Origin of the sequence: Burkholderia sp. KBS0801 (assembly GCF_005937855.2) — a bacterium.
Lineage (GTDB): Bacteria > Pseudomonadota > Gammaproteobacteria > Burkholderiales > Burkholderiaceae > Burkholderia > Burkholderia ambifaria.
In genome coordinates this window covers 2105675-2122924 of the sequence record NZ_CP042177.1, presented here as the reverse complement: position 1 = coordinate 2122924, position 17250 = coordinate 2105675, and the positions used below count along the sequence as shown (strand labels likewise).

General features: G+C 66.9%; 17 protein-coding genes. 9 read left to right on the top strand and 8 right to left on the bottom strand.

Annotated elements, in window-relative coordinates:
* Position 1: 1 nt before the first annotated feature.
* The 6 genes from FFI87_RS10055 to FFI87_RS10030 all read left to right on the top strand — a co-directional run bounded on the left by FFI87_RS10055 (position 2) and on the right by FFI87_RS10030 (position 4589).
* Positions 2 to 838, top strand: a complete 837-nt coding sequence (locus tag FFI87_RS10055) for an aspartate/glutamate racemase family protein (RefSeq protein WP_138847539.1) — start codon at positions 2 to 4, stop codon at positions 836 to 838.
* Between the two features lie 150 nt (positions 839 to 988).
* A complete protein-coding gene (gene puuE / locus FFI87_RS10050) occupies positions 989 to 1942 on the top strand; it encodes an allantoinase PuuE (protein WP_138847540.1) in 954 nt (317 codons plus the stop codon).
* Positions 1939 to 2460, top strand: a complete 522-nt coding sequence (gene uraD / locus FFI87_RS10045; RefSeq protein WP_011657193.1) for a 2-oxo-4-hydroxy-4-carboxy-5-ureidoimidazoline decarboxylase — start codon at positions 1939 to 1941, stop codon at positions 2458 to 2460. The genes puuE and uraD overlap by 4 nt, the downstream gene beginning before the upstream one ends.
* Positions 2461 to 2524: 64 nt before the next feature.
* The gene (alc, locus tag FFI87_RS10040) at positions 2525 to 3538 is read left to right on the top strand and encodes an allantoicase (RefSeq protein WP_012364103.1); all 1014 of its coding nucleotides are present in this window, start codon (positions 2525 to 2527) and stop codon (positions 3536 to 3538) included.
* Positions 3535 to 4047: an ureidoglycolate lyase gene (locus FFI87_RS10035; protein WP_012364102.1), complete on the top strand. Its 513-nt coding sequence runs from the start codon at positions 3535 to 3537 to the stop codon at positions 4045 to 4047. The genes alc and FFI87_RS10035 overlap by 4 nt, the downstream gene beginning before the upstream one ends.
* 131 nt (positions 4048 to 4178) lie before the next feature.
* Positions 4179 to 4589, top strand: coding sequence for an ACT domain-containing protein (locus tag FFI87_RS10030; protein ID WP_138847541.1), 411 nt, complete (start codon positions 4179 to 4181; stop codon positions 4587 to 4589).
* Between the two features lie 96 nt (positions 4590 to 4685).
* Here the strand turns inward: FFI87_RS10030 and FFI87_RS10025 are convergent, their stop codons facing one another.
* Both FFI87_RS10025 and uraH read right to left on the bottom strand, forming a co-directional pair.
* Entirely contained in the window at positions 4686 to 5879 is a 1194-nt protein-coding gene (locus tag FFI87_RS10025) for a urate hydroxylase PuuD (RefSeq protein ID WP_138847542.1), read from the bottom strand.
* Between the two features lie 67 nt (positions 5880 to 5946).
* On the bottom strand, positions 5947 to 6300 hold the full coding sequence (gene uraH, locus FFI87_RS10020; RefSeq protein ID WP_012364099.1) for a hydroxyisourate hydrolase: 354 nt from the start codon (positions 6298 to 6300) through the stop codon (positions 5947 to 5949).
* 510 nt (positions 6301 to 6810) lie between these two features.
* Here uraH and FFI87_RS10010 point away from each other — a divergent pair.
* Entirely contained in the window at positions 6811 to 8223 is a 1413-nt protein-coding gene (locus tag FFI87_RS10010; protein WP_012364097.1) for an 8-oxoguanine deaminase, read from the top strand.
* Between the two features lie 106 nt (positions 8224 to 8329).
* Here FFI87_RS10010 and FFI87_RS10005 read toward each other — a convergent pair whose 3' ends face one another.
* Together FFI87_RS10005 and FFI87_RS10000 are read right to left on the bottom strand one after the other, a co-directional pair.
* Entirely contained in the window at positions 8330 to 9259 is a 930-nt protein-coding gene (locus FFI87_RS10005) for a LysR substrate-binding domain-containing protein (protein ID WP_006762467.1), read from the bottom strand.
* 214 nt (positions 9260 to 9473) lie between these two features.
* Positions 9474 to 9683: a dodecin gene (locus FFI87_RS10000; protein WP_006755984.1), complete on the bottom strand. Its 210-nt coding sequence runs from the start codon at positions 9681 to 9683 to the stop codon at positions 9474 to 9476.
* 141 nt (positions 9684 to 9824) lie between these two features.
* Between FFI87_RS10000 and FFI87_RS09995 the strand changes: the two genes are divergently transcribed.
* On the top strand, positions 9825 to 10718 hold the full coding sequence (locus FFI87_RS09995) for an NAD(P)-dependent oxidoreductase (protein ID WP_138847544.1): 894 nt from the start codon (positions 9825 to 9827) through the stop codon (positions 10716 to 10718).
* 78 nt (positions 10719 to 10796) lie between these two features.
* Here the strand turns inward: FFI87_RS09995 and FFI87_RS09990 are convergent, their stop codons facing one another.
* The 4 genes from FFI87_RS09990 to FFI87_RS09975 form a co-directional block, all read right to left on the bottom strand.
* Positions 10797 to 11243 carry a hypothetical protein gene (locus tag FFI87_RS09990; RefSeq protein WP_027784713.1) on the bottom strand — a complete coding sequence of 149 codons (447 nt, stop codon included), beginning with the start codon at positions 11241 to 11243 and terminating at the stop codon, positions 10797 to 10799.
* A 339-nt stretch (positions 11244 to 11582) separates the two neighbouring features.
* Entirely contained in the window at positions 11583 to 12014 is a 432-nt protein-coding gene (gene mscL, locus FFI87_RS09985; protein ID WP_006760677.1) for a large conductance mechanosensitive channel protein MscL, read from the bottom strand.
* A gap of 252 nt (positions 12015 to 12266) precedes the next feature.
* On the bottom strand, positions 12267 to 13457 hold the full coding sequence (locus FFI87_RS09980; RefSeq protein ID WP_138847545.1) for a tetratricopeptide repeat protein: 1191 nt from the start codon (positions 13455 to 13457) through the stop codon (positions 12267 to 12269).
* Positions 13458 to 13535: 78 nt separating this feature from the next.
* Positions 13536 to 14216 carry a PspA/IM30 family protein gene (locus FFI87_RS09975; protein ID WP_138847546.1) on the bottom strand — a complete coding sequence of 227 codons (681 nt, stop codon included), beginning with the start codon at positions 14214 to 14216 and terminating at the stop codon, positions 13536 to 13538.
* Positions 14217 to 14654: 438 nt separating this feature from the next.
* On the opposite strand from FFI87_RS09975, the gene FFI87_RS09970 reads away from it, so the two are divergent.
* The gene (locus tag FFI87_RS09970) at positions 14655 to 17177 is read left to right on the top strand and encodes a penicillin-binding protein 1A (protein ID WP_138847547.1); all 2523 of its coding nucleotides are present in this window, start codon (positions 14655 to 14657) and stop codon (positions 17175 to 17177) included.
* The last annotated feature ends 73 nt before the right edge of the window (positions 17178 to 17250 follow it).

Genomic DNA, 17250 nt, shown 5'->3' with positions numbered 1-17250 from the left:
GATGAAGATCAAGCTGATCAATCCCAATACGACGCAGCGGATGACGGATGCGATGGGCCGTTGCGCGCGTGAAGTCGCGGCCGCGGGCACCGAGATCGTCGCGGTGAGCCCGCCGATGGGGCCACCGTCGATCGAAGGCTATTACGACGAGGCGCTCGCGACGCCCGGGCTCCTCGCCGAGGTCGCACAGGGCGAGCGCGACGGCTGCGACGCGTACGTGATCGCGTGTTTCGGCGATCCGGGCCTGTATGCGGCGCGCGAGCTCGCGCGCGGGCCGGTGATCGGGATCGCCGAGGCGGCGATGCACGCGGCGAGCGTGGTCGCGACGGGCTTCTCGGTCGTCACGACGCTCGCGCGCACCTGCGGGATGGCATGGCATCTCGCCGAGCGCTACGGGATGAAGCGCTTCTGCCGCAACGTGCGCGCGACCGACGTCGCGGTGCTCGAGCTCGACCGGCCAGGTTCGGCCGCGCGGCGGATCATCGTCGACGAATGCCGGCGCGCGCTCGACGAGGACGGCGCCGACGCGATCGTGCTCGGCTGCGCGGGGATGGCCGAATTCGCGCACGAGATCGAGCAGCAGATCGGCGCGCCGGTCGTGGAAGGCGTGACGGCGGCCGTCAAATGGGCCGAGGCGCTCGTCGCGCTGCGCCTCGCGACCGCGAAGCGCGGCGACTATGCGCGGCCGCTGGCGAAGCGCTATGACGGCGAGTTCGCGCGCTTCAGCCCGGCGGAGGCCGCATCGGCAGCCGCGCCGGCCGCCGCCATGGCGTGCAGCGGGAGCGCCGAGCCGGAACGGATGCCAGATTTGCCGCACCCGCACATACACACCGTCTGACCTGCACTATCTGCGCCGCTGTATGGGCGCGTCTGCACCTTTTCGCTACACTGGGCCGTCATCGCATCGGCCCGCGCGGCCGGCCTTCGGCACACGCGCGGGTCGATGCGAACCCTTTATTCCGGCAAGCTTTCGTCGCACTTCGAACCCATGTCACTCGATCCCAACTATCCTCGCGACCTGATCGGCTACGGCCGCCATCCCGTGCAGGCGAACTGGCCCGGGCGTGCCCGCGTCGCCGTGCAATTCGTGCTGAACTACGAGGAGGGCGGCGAGAACTGCGTGCTGCACGGCGATCCTGCCTCCGAGCAGTTCCTGTCCGAAATCGTCGGCGCGGCCGCGTATCCGGACCGCCACATGAGCATGGAGTCGATCTACGAATACGGTTCGCGTGCCGGCGTATGGCGCATCCTGCGCGAATTCGAGAAGCGCGGGCTGCCGCTGACGGTGTTCGGCGTCGGCATGGCGATCGAGCGCTATCCGGAACTCGCGCGCGCGTTCGTCGAACTCGGTCACGAGATCGCGTGCCACGGCTGGCGCTGGATCCACTACCAGAGCATGACGCCCGAGCTCGAGGCCGAGCACATGCGCCTCGGGATGGAAGCGATCGAGCGCGTGACGGGCGAGCGTCCGCTCGGCTGGTATACCGGCCGCGACAGCCCGAACACGCACCGTCTCGTCGCGGAATACGGCGGCTTCCTGTACGACTCCGACAACTATGGCGACGACCTGCCGTTCTGGATGGACGTCGCGGTGTCGGGCGGCGCTACGTCGCCGCAGCTGATCGTCCCGTACACGCTCGATACGAACGACATGCGCTTCGCGACGCCGCAGGGCTTCAACACCGGCGAGCACTTCTTCGACTACCTGCGCGACGCATTCGACGTGCTGTACGCCGAGGGCGACGAAGCGCCGAAGATGCTGTCGATCGGCATGCACTGCCGGCTGCTGGGCCGGCCGGGGCGTTTTCGCGGGCTGCAGCGTTTCCTCGACCACATCGAGCAGCACGATCGCGTATGGGTGACGCGCCGTGTCGATATCGCGCGTCATTGGCGTGAACATCATCCGTATCAGCCCAATCATCGAAACGAAGGGAAAGCATGAAGGCGATGCGTTACACGTTGGATCAACTCAACACGATGGCGCCGAGCGCATTCGTCGCGGCGCTGTCGGGAATCTTCGAACATTCGCCGTGGGTGGCCGAGGTCGCCGCGGCCGAGCGGCCGTTCGCAAGCATCGACGCGCTGCACAAGACGATGTCGGATGCGGTCGAGACGGGCGGCGAAGCGCGCCAGCTCGCGCTGATCAACGCTCACCCGGAGCTGGCCGGCAAGGCCGCCGTGCGCGGCGAGCTGACGGCCGAGTCGACGCGCGAGCAGAGCGGCGCGGGTCTCGACCAGTGCACGCAGGAAGAGTTCGACAAGCTGCTGACGCTGAACCGCACGTATCGCGAGAAATTCGGTTTCCCGTTCATCCTCGCGGTGCGCGGCTATGACCGGCACGGCATCATCGCGAACTTCGAGTCGCGCGTGAATCATTCGCGCGCCGAGGAGCTGCGCGCGAGCCTGGACCAGATCTACCGGATCGCGCGCTTTCGGCTCGACGACCTGATCGACGCCTGACACCGCAACACGGCCTGCTGCGTCGCAGCGGCCTGACACCGCCTCACTGAAACAAGGAAACATCATGGCTGTTCCGCTTCTCGATCCCGACGCACCCGATTTCACGCGGCGCTACGTGAACCTCGCCGACCCGCGTCTCGGTGCGCAGGCGCTCGAGGCCAGCGACGACTTTTTCGCGCCGAAGGAGCGGATGCTGAACCCCGAGCCGGCGGTGTTCATCCCCGGCAAGTACGACGATCACGGCAAGTGGATGGACGGCTGGGAGACGCGCCGCAAGCGCACGACGGGCTATGACTGGTGCATCGTCAAGCTCGCGCGGCCGGGCGTGATCAAGGGTGTCGACATCGACACGAGCCACTTCACCGGCAACTTCCCGCCGGCCGCGTCGATCGAGGCCGCATACGTGGCCGACGGCGCGCCGACGCATGCGACCGAGTGGTGCGAGATCGTGCCGTCGACGACGCTGCAGGGCAACAGCCATCACTACGTCGAAGCGAGCGACGCGCGTGCGTTCACGCACCTGCGCGTGAACATCTATCCGGACGGCGGCGTCGCGCGCCTGCGCGTGTACGGCCAGCCGCAGCTCGACTGGGCCGGCGCGAGCGCGACCGAGCAGTTCGACCTCGCGGCGATGGAAAACGGCGGCTACGTGGTGGCGGCGAACAACCAGCACTTCGGCGTCGCGTCGAACCTGCTGCTGCCGGGCCGCGGCGTGAACATGGGCGACGGCTGGGAAACCCGGCGCCGCCGCGAACCGGGCAACGACTGGGCGATCATCGCGCTCGCGCAGCCGGGCGTGATCCGCAAGATCGAAGTCGATACCGCGTTCTTCAAGGGCAACTATCCGGACCGCTGCTCGATCCAGGCCGCGTACGTGTCGGGCGGCACCGACAGCTCGCTGATCACGCAGTCGATGTTCTGGCCGGTGCTGCTCGGCGAACAGAAGCTGCAGATGGACAAGCAGCATTATTTCGAACACGAAATCGCGTCGCTGGGCCCGGTGACGCACGTCCGCCTGAACATCATTCCGGACGGTGGCGTATCGCGCGTGCGTCTGTGGGGGACGCTCGACAAATGAAGACGCTTGCCATCGAACCGCTGACCCGGGAAGCGTTCGCGCCGTTCGGCGACGTGATCGAAACGGAGGGCGCGAAGCAGATTCCGATCAACCTCGGCACGACGATCCGCTTTCACGATCTCGCGAAAGTCGATGTGGCGGACGAAGGCGGCCGCACGCTCGTCAACCTGTTCCGCGGTCAGCCGCGCACGCTGCCGTTCGAGGTGAAGATGCTCGAGCGCCATCCGCTCGGCAGCCAGGCGTTCGTGCCGCTGAACGAGCAGCCGTATCTGGTCGTCGTCGCGCCGGCGGGCGATCTCGATCCGTCGAAGATCCGCGCGTTCGTGACGAGCGGGTGGCAGGGCGTGAACTACGCGAAGGGCGTGTGGCATCATCCGCTGATCGCACTCGGCGGCGTCAGCGACTTCATCGTCGTCGATCGCGGCGGTGAAGGCCTCAACCTGAATGAACAGGATCTGCAGGAATCGCTGTGGCTCACCGAGGACGCGCTGCATGCGCTGACGGCCTGAGAGTCGGATTGCTGCCGTTGCCGTTCGACGCAACAAGGAAACCCGCGCGCCGCGCGGGTTTTTTTATGCGTGCCGCGTGCTATCGTGCCCGCATCGCCACCGCCCGAAGTCCGGTTCCGGACCCGTTCACAATGAGTCAACCTGAACACGACCTCGCCGTCCTGCTGCGCACGATGCAGCCCGAGCTGCATCGCGGTGCCTTCGCATTCGTCACGCTGCCGGCCGATGCCGAAATATCGTTATCCGAAGCGATCGCGACGTTCCGCGAAGCGGAAGGCATGACGGTCGTCGTCGACGAAGAGACTGCGGCACGCCGCGGCTGGCCCGTGCTGTTTCGCGCCGCGTGGATCACGCTGACCGTGCATTCGGATCTCGCTGCGGTCGGCCTGACGGCCGCGTTCGCGCGGGCTTTGGGCGCGGCCGGCATCAGCTGCAACGTGATGGCCGCTGCGTATCATGACCACATCTTCGTGCCGTTCGACGATGGCCCGCGCGCGCTCGATGCGCTCGTCGCGCTGCAGCGCGACGCGATGCGCGGCTAGCGGGCGACGCGTTTCGCACAGGCAAAAAAACGGGCCCGTTTCCGGGCCCGCGAACGGAGAGGATGCGGCGGCAACCGACCGCCGGCGCACGGCGGCTTACTTGACCGCGCCGCCCTCGAACCAGGCGGCGAGCTTCACGCGCTCGTCGTCGGTCATGTGCGTGACGTTGCCGATCGGCATCGCCTTCAGGCGCACGGCCTGTTCGTAGATACGCTGCGCGTTCTTCGATACTTCGTCCGGCGTGTCGAACATCACGCCGGCGGGCGCGCTGCCCATCAGCGTCGGCTTGGCCGAGTGGCACTCGACGCAGCGCTGCTGCAGGATCGGCATGATGTCGTTGATCGCGATCTTCGGTGCGTTCGCGGCCTGCGCTTCCGGTGCGACCGGCTTCGGCATCGTCCACACGAGCGCGCCCGACAGCAGCGCGACGCCGCCGATCGGCAGGTACCACAGCTGCTGGCCGCGGTGACGCATCACGAAGAACTGACGGATCAGCGCGCCGGCCAGCATGATCAGCACGAGCACGACCCAGTTGAACTTGTTCGTGTACGTCATCGCATAGTGGTTCGACAGCATCGCGAACACGACCGGCAGCGTGAAATACGTGTTGTGCACCGAGCGCTGCTTGCCGCGCTTGCCGTAGATCGGGTTCGGCTCTTCCCCCTTGAGCATCTTGTCGACCATCTTGCGCTGGCCCGGGATGATCACGAAGAACACGTTCGCCGACATGATCGTCGCGAGCATCGCACCGACGATCAGGTACGCCGCGCGGCCCGCGAAGATGTGGCACGCGAGATACGCGGCGGCGACGACATACAGGCCCACGCAAATGCCGAGCACGCGATCGTTGGTGCCGAGGATGCGGCACAGCGAGTCGTAGACGATCCAGCCGGCCGCGAGGAAGCCGAGCGCGGACGCGACGGCGACGACCGGGCCCATGTCGAGCACGCTCTTGTCGATCAGGTAGGTGTTCGGTGCAAGCAGGTACAGCACGAAGAACAGCGAGAAGCCCGACAGCCAGGTCGTGTACGACGGCCACTTCGACCAGTGCAGGTCATCCGGCATTTCCGGCGGGGCGACGGTGTACTTCTGCATGTTGTAGAAACCGCCGCCATGGACATGCCACAGCTCGCCGAACACGCCGCGCTTGCGCTGGTTCGCGTCGGTCGGCGGTTTCAGGCTGTTGTCGAGCGCGACGAAATAGAACGACTCGCCGATCCACGCAATGGCGACGATGACGTGCAGCCATCGCAGCGCGAGGTTCAGCCAATCGGTGATGAAGCCTTCCATGAAACTCCTCCAGACTCAGATCGTTATCTTTGATGCGGGCGCCGATGCGTCGGGCGCCGGTGCGCTGTCAGCTGCCGCGATAGGTGCTGTAAGACCACGGCGACACGAGCAGCGGCACGTGATAGTGCGATGCGGTGTCGGCGATGCCGAAGCGCAGCACGACGCGGTCGACGAAACGGGGTTCGGGCACCTTCACGCCGAGCGACGCGAAGTAGTCGCCGGCATGGAATACGAGTTCGTATTCGCCGGCGGCGAGCGCGGCGCCTTCGAGCAGCGGTGCGTCGCAGCGGCCGTCGCTATTGGTCAGCACGGTCTTGATCGCGCGGCGCGATTCGCCGTCCAGCGCGTAGAGGTCCACCTTGATGGCCGCGCCGGGACGACCGTGCGCCGTATCGAGTACGTGGGTAGTGAGCTTTCCCATTCGTTGTGTCCTTGTGTGAATGCGAGGTTCGGCGGCGACTCGATCCATTGACTATGCGGCGGATCGAGGCTCCACGTCACGTGGCTACATACCCGTCGGCGAGAGTGAAGCGAGCGCCGTGCAGGCATTGTAAAAAGGTTCCCCGCGCAAATACGGGCGCGATATCAAAGATAATGCGCCGCGCATGAACCGCTGTCGACGGCACGCCGGGAGCGGCCCGCGGCCTGCGATTCCGGCGCTTGGCGCCCCCTGCGCGGCGTACCATATCGAAACCGTGAAGCGCGGTATTCGGGATCGCGCATTGTGCGCCGCGCGCGCTTGGGCGATGCTGCCGCCGTGCACGTCGGGCCGTGAGCCCGCGCGCACCCCGAAGACGGCGTGCACGCCGGGTAACCGGGCCAGCGCGTTCGAACGGACGCAGGCACCGGGGCGTGCCGCGAATCAGCGTTCGAACGGCTTTGTGAACGTCACCGGGAGCGGCTCCCGGCGGCAGAACGACGCGGAGAACGCATGAACCTCGAGCAGCACGCCGGCGCACGCGCGCCACAGCCATCTTCATCCCGCCCGAAAACCCTGCTGGTCAAGCACGCCGACGTGCTCGTGACCATGGACGACACGCGGCGCGAACTGCGCGACGCGGGGCTCTATATCGAAGACAACCGGATCGTCGCGGTCGGCCCGAGCGCCGAGCTGCCCGATAGCGCCGACGAAGTGCTCGACCTGCGTGGCCACCTAGTGATCCCGGGGCTCGTGAACACGCACCATCACATGTACCAGAGCCTCACGCGCGCGGTGCCGGCCGCGCAGAACGCCGAGCTGTTCGGCTGGCTCACGAACCTGTACCGGATCTGGGCGCACCTGACGCCCGAGATGATCGAGGTGTCGACGCTGACCGCGATGGCCGAGCTGCTGCAGTCGGGCTGCACGACGTCGAGCGATCACCTGTACATCTATCCGAACGGCAGCCGGCTCGACGACAGCATCGGCGCCGCGCACCGGATCGGCATGCGGTTTCACGCGAGCCGCGGCGCGATGAGCGTCGGCCAGCGCGACGGCGGGCTGCCGCCCGACTCGGTCGTCGAGCGCGAGCCCGACATCCTGCGCGACGCGCAGCGCCTGATCGAGACCTATCACGACGAAGGCCGCTACGCGATGCTGCGCGTGGTCGTCGCGCCGTGCTCACCGTTCTCGGTGAGCCGCGGCCTGATGCGCGACGCGGCCGTGCTGGCCCGCGACTACGGCGTGTCGTTGCACACGCACCTGGCCGAGAACGTCAACGACATCGCGTACAGCCGCGAGAAGTTCGGGATGACGCCCGCCGAATACGCGGAAGATCTCGGCTGGGTCGGCCACGACGTGTGGCACGCGCACTGCGTGCAGCTCGACGATGCGGGCATCGGCCTGTTCGCGCGCACCGGTACGGGCGTCGCGCACTGTCCGTGTTCGAACATGCGGCTCGCGTCGGGCATCGCGCCGGTGAAGAAGATGCGTCTCGCGGGCGTGCCGGTCGGGATCGGCGTCGACGGTTCCGCATCGAACGACGGCGCGCAGATGGTCGCGGAAGTGCGGCAGGCGCTGCTGCTGCAGCGGGTCGGCTTCGGGCCCGATGCGATGACCGCGCGGGAAGCGCTCGAGATCGCGACGCTCGGTGGCGCGAAGGTGCTGAACCGCGACGATATCGGCGCGCTCAAGCCCGGCATGGCCGCGGACTTCGCCGCGTTCGACCTGCGCCAGCCGCTGTTCGCGGGCGCGCTGCACGATCCGGTCGCGGCGCTCGTGTTCTGCGCGCCGTCGCAGACGGCGTACACGGTGGTGAACGGGAAGGTGGTGGTGCGGGAAGGGCGGCTCGCGACGCTCGACCTGCCGCCCGTCATCGAGCGCCACAACGCCCTGGCGCACGCCCTCGTGGAGGCGTCGCGCTGACGCACGGGCGCGGGGCTCGCGCCGCGCGCGGCGGATCAGGCGGGCGGCGGCGGTTGCGGCTGCCAGGCCGTACCGCGACGGCCTGACCGGCGCGCGCCGGGCGCGATCAAGCCTCGATCAGCGTGCGGGTCGCTTCGGCGACGAGGCTGCGCAGCCAGCGCACTTCGTCGGAATAGTGGCAGCGTTCGTGCCACAGCTGGTAGTACTGCATCGGCGGGAAGTCGAGCGGCGCCGGCACGACCGACAGCGGCAGGAACTTCGCGTAATGATCGGCGAACAGGCGCGTCGTCGTGAAGATCAGGTCGGACTTCACCAGCACGTACGGTGCGAGGTTGAAGTACGGCAGCGTGACGACCACGTGGCGCTTGAGCCGCTCGCGCGCGAGGTGCACGTCGATCGCGCCGCGCTGGCCGACCGAATACGGCGTCGGCGCGAGATGCGGCGCGTTCAGGTACTGGTCGAGCGTGAGCCCGCCGCGCTTCGCGAACGGATGCGTGTTGCTCATCAGGCAGACGATTTCGTCGACGAACAGGTTCGACAGGTGCAGCTGTTCAGGCGGCTCGGGCCAGTTGCCGACGACGATGTCGAGCTTGCCGTCTTCCAGCGCGAGCTCGTAGTCGAACGCGGGGCCGAGCGAGTGGAACTCGAGCGTCGCATTCGGCGCGGCCTGGCGGAAGCGTTCGACGACGGTCGGCACGAACAGCACGTTCAGGTAGTCGGGGCAGCCGATCCGATAGCAGCGAATCGACGTGGCCGGGTCGAAATTGTGCTGCTGGAACTTGATGCGCTCGATTTCACGCAGTGCGTTCTGCACCGGTTCGAGCAGGCGCAGCCCGTATTCGGTCGGGACCATGCCGGACTTGCCGCGCACGAGGAGCGGGTCGCCGGTGATGTCGCGCAGGCGCCGCAGCGCGGCGCTGATCGCCGGTTGCGACTGGTTCAGTTTGACGGCCGCGCGCGTGACGCTGCGCTCCATCAACAAGGTGTGCAAGACGCGCAAGAGGTACGTGTCGATCGCCTCGCGTTGCTGACTCATGATATCTCCGTTTATATGTCCGGGCTGATCGAGGGGGCGTGGGGGTATATGGTTTTTAATATGAACGAAAACCAGCGTCAAGAGATGGATACCCGCAGACGCCCGCCGGCCGGGCCTCGACACGGAGCCCGAACGGAGCGCAATGCAGGCGGGCGGGGCGCCGCGCGGATGCGCATTGCACGCATCCGGTGGTCAGGGCACCGCGCGCGGCGCGTCAGTCGTCGATGCGCATGCCGACTTTCAGCGTGACCTGCCAGTGGATGACCTGGTCGCCTTCGATGTGGCCGCGTGTTTCGGTCACCTGGAACCAGTGCAGGTTATGCAGCGTCTTGCCGGCTTTCGAGATCGCGTTGCGGATGGCGTCGTCGCACGATTGCCGCGACGAGCCGGTCAGTTCGATCAGCTTGTAGACGTGGTCGCTCATGATGCGCTCCCTGGTGTGTCGGTATGTGGTCGGTATGGCCGGCGAAAGTGGCGGCCCCGAAGCGGCGCCGCGCGTGTCCGGCTTCTTGAGTGATAGGTATGATGGGCGGCAAGTGCAACCTCAATTGGAGACGGGAATATCGTGGAAGTCGGATTTTGCGGACCGGGATTGATGGGCGCGCCGATGATTCGGCATTTGCTGGCGGCGGGCCACAGGGTCAGCGTATGGAACCGGACGCGCGGCAAGGCCGAGGCGCTTGAAAAAGACGGCGCGCAGGTGGTCGACACGCCGCGCGAACTCGCCGAGCGAGTCGACACGGTGTTCATGTGCGTGCTCGACGGCCGTGCGGTCGGCGACGTCGTGTTCGGCGAGCACGGGCTTCTTGCAGGCGATGCGAACGCACGACGCTTGAAGCGCATCGTCGATCATTCGAGCATTCCGCCTGCGACGACGCGCGACTACGCGGCGCGCGCGGCCGCGCTCGGCGTCGGCTGGATCGACGCGCCCGTATCGGGCGGCGTGCCCGGCGCGCAGGCCGGTACGCTCGCGGTGATGGCGGGCGGCGCCGCGGCCGACCTCGACGCGGTGCGGCCGCTGATCGACGCCTACGCGTCGCGCATCACGCACATGGGCGACGCGGGCGCGGGCCAGACCGCGAAGCTGTGCAACCAGGCGATCGTCACCGCGACGGTGACCGCGATCGCGGAAGCGGTCGGCCTGGCGCAGGCGAGCGGCATCGACGCCGCGCGTCTGGCCGATGCGCTGTCCGGCGGGTGGGCCGACTCGGTGCTGCTGCAGACTTTCGTGCCGCGCATGACGTCAGGCGGCCACCCGCCGATGGGTGCGCTGAGCACGTTCCAGAAGGATGTCGATGCGATCGCCGACGCCGCGCGCGACACGGGCGCGGTGATGCCCGTGTCGGCCACGGTGCAGCAGGTGCTGCGGCTGGGTGCCGCGCAGGGCCTCGCCGGCGCCGATTTCGCCGCGTTCATCGACATCGTCCGGCCCGGCAACGGGCGCGGGACGGCGCAGTGAGCGCGTGGCGGCGGTGAAGCGGGAAGCCTGAATGGCCGATGGGCCGCCCCGGAGGCGGCCCATCGTGTCGGTGTCGGTTCAGCCGAGGGAGCGCGGTGTCGTGTCGCCGGCGTTCTGGCGTCCGAGGCCGCCGCGCAGGCTCGCCTTCGTGCCCGCACCAAATTCGGGCAGGATGCGCGCGCGGGCGCGGCTCGCGAACACGAGGAAGCCGAAGCCGTTCGCCTCGTACCAATATCCGCCGTTCTCGAGGCCGTCGAGCGGCTGTTCGAGCGCGTTGGCGATCGACTCGATGCAGCGCTTGCGCAATTCGGCGATGGCCGGATAGGGCGGCTGCGCGCCGCGCACGCTGCACAGGAGCACGTCGAGGCCGGGCAGCACATGCGCGTAGAGGACGGGTTCGTCCTGCGCACGGGCGCGGGCAATCTTGGTGTCGAGCTGCGCAAACGGTTTCGAATGGCGCAATACCGCGAGGAATGACTCCTGGCCATCCTGCTGCGCGCGTCGACGTTTTTTCGGGAAGGACATAAACACTCGCCTCAAAAACAATTGCAAGAAATGCGGCACTTTCATGCGACCCACTCCCGGCTATGTACGCCGCATGTCGATCCTTTATAGCACACGAAAATGCTGCACTCGTGCGGTACGACGATCAATGTCTCCCGTCGACCCGCTTGCCACGATGATCGACACAGCCAGCGTCTCGGCGCCCGTACTGTCGTTTAGTCTCCATCATAGACCTGCTTTTCCCGCGCGTGCATTCGTGCGTCACAAAAAAGTGAGATAAGCGTCGCGCGGCGGCGTGCGGCACGCGCATGAAAAAGGCCCGCATTTTGCGGGCCCGGCAGATGCAGCGTGGCGCGGTGCTCAGCGTTGCTTGAGCGAATCGCGGATCTCGCGCAGCAGCACGATGTCTTCCGGCGTCGCGGCCGGCGCGGCTTCTTCCGGCTTGCGCAGCTTGTTGATGAATTTCACCATCAGGAAAATGATGAACGCAAGGATCACGAAGTTGATCGCCACGGTGATGAACGAGCCGTAGCCGAATGCGGCGACGCCCGCGGCTTGCAGGTCCTTGAACGAATCGGGATTACCCTTGAACGTCGGGGGGATGGTGCCGAGCAGAACGAACTTGTTCGAGAAATCCAGACCGCCGGTCAGCACGCCGATCACCGGCATGATGAGATCTTTCACGACCGAGTCGACGATCTTCGAGAACGCGCCGCCGATGATCACGCCGACGGCGAGATCCATCACATTGCCTTTGACGGCGAACTCCTTGAATTCCTTGATTATGCTCATGAGCGGCTTTCTCCTGATTGAGGCTAGGGGAAGGCGTGCCGCGACGCGCAGGGCTGCGAAACGTCGGATGGGATCGGAGGCACGCCGATGGCCGCATGATAGCGAACGTGCCCCATTGCCGGTAGCCCGTCTTGAAATGATTGACAAATCCGCGGCCGGCGATCGGCCGGGCGGCCGGCGTGCGCGGGAGTGAAAGGATGGCGGCGTGAGAGGTGGGCGTCGCGCGATGCGTCGACGCCCGCGTGCGCATGCTCAGGTGTTGTCGTCGGTCCAGCCGTCGTCGTTGCTGCCGAGATCGACACCGCCGCCGCCGTTGCCGTCGCTCCAGTTCGAATCGTCGCCGCGACCGAAGTCGAAGCCCGGATCGTTGTTCTCCTGGCGCCGGCGCTGGTCGTCGACGATCACGTCGCGCTCGACCACGCGCTCGCGCCCGCCCGACATCGCTTCGCCGAGCAGCACGCCGGTCAGCAGCCCGCCCATCCCGCCGCCGAAACCGCCGCCTTGCTGGACCACGACGGGCGGCTGCTGTTGCGGATACGGTTGCGGGGGATACGGCTGTTGCGGGTATGGCGGTTGCTGATACGGCTGGCCTTGCGTGCCGGTCATGCGATCGGCTTCCTGCGCATACACGGAGCCGCTGCCGTTCGCCGGCGCGGCGGGCTGCGCGCCCGGATCGGGGCGGCCTTCGACGCGTGCCTTCACGCTCGCATGCCGCTGCTCGAGTTCGTCGATGCGATACGGCGGCACCGGGTTCTTGCCGTTCGACAGCGTTTCGACGAGCGTGCGTGCATCGGTCTCGATGCCTTCGAGCTCGCCGGTGAGCGCGGCGGCGCCGGGCGCCGTCGACAGCTTCGCGTCGAGTTTCAGCGGACGAATGTCGTTCAGCACGTCGGTCGCGCGCTTCAATTGCGTGCGGCGTTCGTCGTCGGCGCGGCCGTCGTCGGCCGAGCGCGCGCGCCGCAGCGTCCAGCGCAGCACCAGCGCGATGAGCGCGACGATCAGCGCGATGCCGATCCACATGCCGGTCGACGGACCGTGTTTCGCGACCGGCGCGGCCGGCGCGAGCGACGACTGCAACGAGCCGGCCTGCGTGGCCGACGGTGTGTTGCCGCTCACGCGCGCGGCGTCCGCGCGAATGCGCGATTCGGTCTGCGCGAAGTGCGACGCGTCGGTGAAGCGCAGTTGCGGATCGAGCGACTTCGCCCGCTGCAGTTGCGCGAGCGCGTCCGACGCGCGGCCTTCGCGGTCCAGCACCTGCGCGTACAGGTAGCGCGCATGCGCGTTGTTCGGGTGGGCGTCGATGACTTGCGACAGCTGCGAGTCGGCGCGTTGCCAGTCGCGCTGGGCGATCGACTGCTCGACTTGCTGCAGCGACGGGACTGCGAATGCCGCGGACGACAGCAGCATCAGCGAGAAGCCGAGTGCGGCGAGAGATTTCTTCATGGTCGAACCGGGCGCGAGCGCCCGTCTCCTGACGATCGATGCGCGCCGCGAGCCGGGTGGGCCGCGGCGCGGTTGCCGTTACTGCGCGGGCGTGTCGAGCTGCTTCTTCAGCGCGGCGAGGCGGTCTTCCACCGACGGGCCCTTGTTCAGCGCGGCGAGCTTGTCCTCGAGCGCCTTGCCGCTCGACGTGTCGGCCGAGTTCAGGCGTGCGTCCGAGCGCGCGTTCTGCAGTGCGACCTTGTCCTCGAGCTTCTGGAGGTCCTCGGACAGGTTCTTGCCGCCGATGCCGCCGAGCGCGGTTGCCGCGACGTCCTTCGCCTGCGCGATTTCATGCTTCGCCTGCAGGATGTTCGAGCGCGAGTTCAGGTCGTTGCGACGCTGCCGCATGTCGGCGATCTGCCCCTTCAGCTTGTCGACCGACGGTTCGAGCGTGGTCAGCTCGGCCGCGAGTGCATCGCGTTCGGCTTCCGCGTTCGACTGCGCGGCGAGCGCCTCGCGTGCGAGGGCTTCGTCACCGGCCTGCAGCGCGCGCTTCGCGCCGTCTTCGTACTTCTTCACCTTGTCGTCGGCCGCATCGCGCTTGCTGCGCTGGGTCGCGACTTGTGCCTCGATCTCGATCAGCGAATTCTCGGCACGGCCGATGCTGTCGTCGAGCTCCCGCACGATCTGCCGTGCGTCGCGCGACGGATCCTGTACCGAGTCGGCCGCATCGTTCAGCAGGCCTTTGATCGTGCGCGAAATAGAGTCGAAAAGCGACATGAAATCCTCCGTGGTTGAAAGGTGCCGCGTGAGCGGCAGTACCCGTCGCGAATCGGTTCCGACCCGCGTGAGCCGGCGGATATTACACCGCCGGCTCCTTAAATACGGCTTAAGCGCCGGAGTTCAAGCGCCGTGCGTGTGCCGTACTCGAACCTTTCGCGTTTGAAAGCCACGCCGTCGCACGCGCCGGGCTGCGAGTCCATGATAGGCGGAGCATGCGGCCAATACGTTCCGCAAATCACGGCCGTGCGGGAATTTTTACAAAAAATCGCGAAGTCAACCGGTCGATTTCATTAAAATGCGCTGTCACGTCGCGGGAACGGATCGCCGCGCGGCGGGGTCTGTCGACGTGACAGTTGCCACGATGCACCACACTCTGATTCATCCGCTTGCATTTCCGCATGCGTCCGAGGGCGCCACGCCGCCTGCCATTCCGACATGCCAATTATCAAACGACCGCCTTCTTCTTCCGACCGGAACGAACCTCACTACACATTGCGCCGTTCGCCGTCGGGAGCCTACTACCCCGATGACGACAACGGCGACGACGATCGCCGCACGCAGCGCCGTGGAGGCGGGGGCGGCGGCGGCCGCCGCTCGTTCGGCTCGCGCGTCGCGCTGTGGTTCGTCGGACTGTTCGCGACGCTCGCGGTCGTCGGCGCGCTGATCGTCGGCTACGCACTCGTCGTGATGGCACCGCAACTGCCGTCGCTCGATGCGTTGACCAACTACCAGCCGAAGGTGCCGTTGCGCGTATTCACCGCCGATCACGTGCTGATCGGCGAGTTCGGCGAGGAGCGCCGCAGCCTCGTGCGCTTCCAGGACATTCCCGACGTGATGAAGAAGGCCGTGCTCGCGATCGAGGACTACCGCTTCTACGAACACGGCGGCGTCGACTTCCTCGGCATCCTGCGCGCGGGCGTGGCCGACCTGATGCACGGCGGCGCGCGCCAGGGCGCGAGCACGATCACGATGCAGGTCGCGCGCAACTTCTTCCTGTCGAGTGAAAAGACCTACACGCGCAAGATCTACGAGATGCTGCTCGCGTACAAGATCGAGAAGGCGCTGACGAAGGACCAGATCCTCGAGCTGTACATGAACCAGATCTACCTGGGCCAGCGCTCGTATGGCTTCGCGGCCGCCGCGCGCGTGTATTTCGGCAAGGACCTGAAGGACATCACGCTCGCCGAAGCGGCGATGCTCGCGGGGCTGCCGAAGGCGCCGTCGGCGTATAACCCGGTCGTCAATCCGAAGCGCGCGAAGGTGCGTCAGGAATACATCCTGAAGCGCATGCTCGAGATCGGCTACATCACGCAGCCGCAGTACGACCAGGCGGTGAAGGAGGAGATCCGCGTGCGCACGCCGGGCAACCAGTATGCGGTGCATGGCGAATACGTGTCCGAGATGGTGCGGCAGATGATGTACCAGCAGTACAAGGACGAAACCTATACGCGCGGACTGACCGTCACGACGACGATCAACTCGGCCGACCAGGAAGCGGCGTACCAGGCCGTGCGCCGCGGCATTCTCGATTACGAGCGCCGCCACGGCTATCGCGGGCCGGAAGGCTCGATCAACCTGCCGGCGGCCGGCGACGAGCGCGACGAGGCGATCGACGACGCGCTCGCCGATCATCCGGACAACGGAGATCTGCAATCGGCGGTGGTGCTGGCGGCGTCGCCGAATGCGGTCGAGGTGCAGTTCGTCGGCGGCGCGACGACGACGATCGGCCCGGCCGGGCTGCGCTTCGTGTCGGGCGCGCTGAATCAGCGCGCGAATGCCACGCTGCGGATCAAGCCGGGTTCGATCGTGCGCGTGCTGAAGGACGGCAAGACGGGCTGGCAGGTCGTGCAGCTGCCGCAGGTCGAAGGCGCGCTCGTCGCGATCGCGCCGCAGGACGGGGCGATCCGCTCGCTCGTCGGCGGCTTCGACTTCAACAAGAGCAAGTTCAACCACGTGACGCAGGCGTGGCGCCAGCCGGGTTCGTCGTTCAAGCCGTTCATTTATTCGGCGTCGCTCGACAAGGGCCTCGGACCGGCGACGATCATCAACGACGCACCGCTGTACTTCCCGCCGAGCGTGCCGGGCGGCACCGCGTGGGAGCCGAAGGACGACGATCAGCCGGATGGCCCGATGTCGATGCGTACCGGCCTGCAGCGTTCGAAGAACCTCGTGTCGATCCGGATCCTCGCGTCGATCGGCACGCAGTACGCGCAGCAGTACGTGACGCAGCGCTTCGGCTTCGATCCGGCGAAGACGCCGCCGTATCTGCCGATGGCGCTCGGTGCGGGGCTCGTCACGCCGCTGCAGCTCGCGACCGGCTATGCGGTGTTCGCGAACGGCGGCTACAAGGTCGATCCGTACCTGATCGCCGAAGTCGACGACGCGCACGGGCAGGCGCTGCAGCGGTCGCAGCCGGTCGTGGCCGGCGGCACGGCGCCGCGCACGATCGAAGGTCGCAACGCGTACGTGATGAACAGCCTGCTGCATACGGTCGCGACGGCCGGCACGGGCGCCGGCACCAACGCGCTTGGTCGCGGCGACCTGCAGGGCAAGACGGGTACGACGAACGATGCGAAGGACGGCTGGTTCGCCGGCTACCAGCAGTCGCTCGTCGCGGTCGCGTGGATGGGCTTCGACCAGCCGAAGAGCCTCGGCAGCCGCGAATTCGGCGCGCAGCTCGCGCTGCCGATCTGGGTGAACTACATGCGCACCGCGCTGAACGGCGTGCCCGAGCAGCAGATGCCGATGCCGGACGGCCTGACGACGGTCGACGGCGAGCTGTACTACGCCGATCGCACGCCGGGCAACGGCTTCGTCGGGAGCGTGGACATCAACCCGGCCGAGAATGCGATCAGCGCGAACGACGCGCTCGGCTCGGCCGGCGCGGCCGGGCTTGCGCCGCCGCCCGTCACGCAGCAGGAGAAGCAGCAGATCATGGACATGTTCGAGAACAAGTAAGCGATACGCGGATGTTTCGCATGCGACGGGCGCCTTCGGGCGCCCGTTTTTTTTTGCGTGTCGTCGTGCGTCA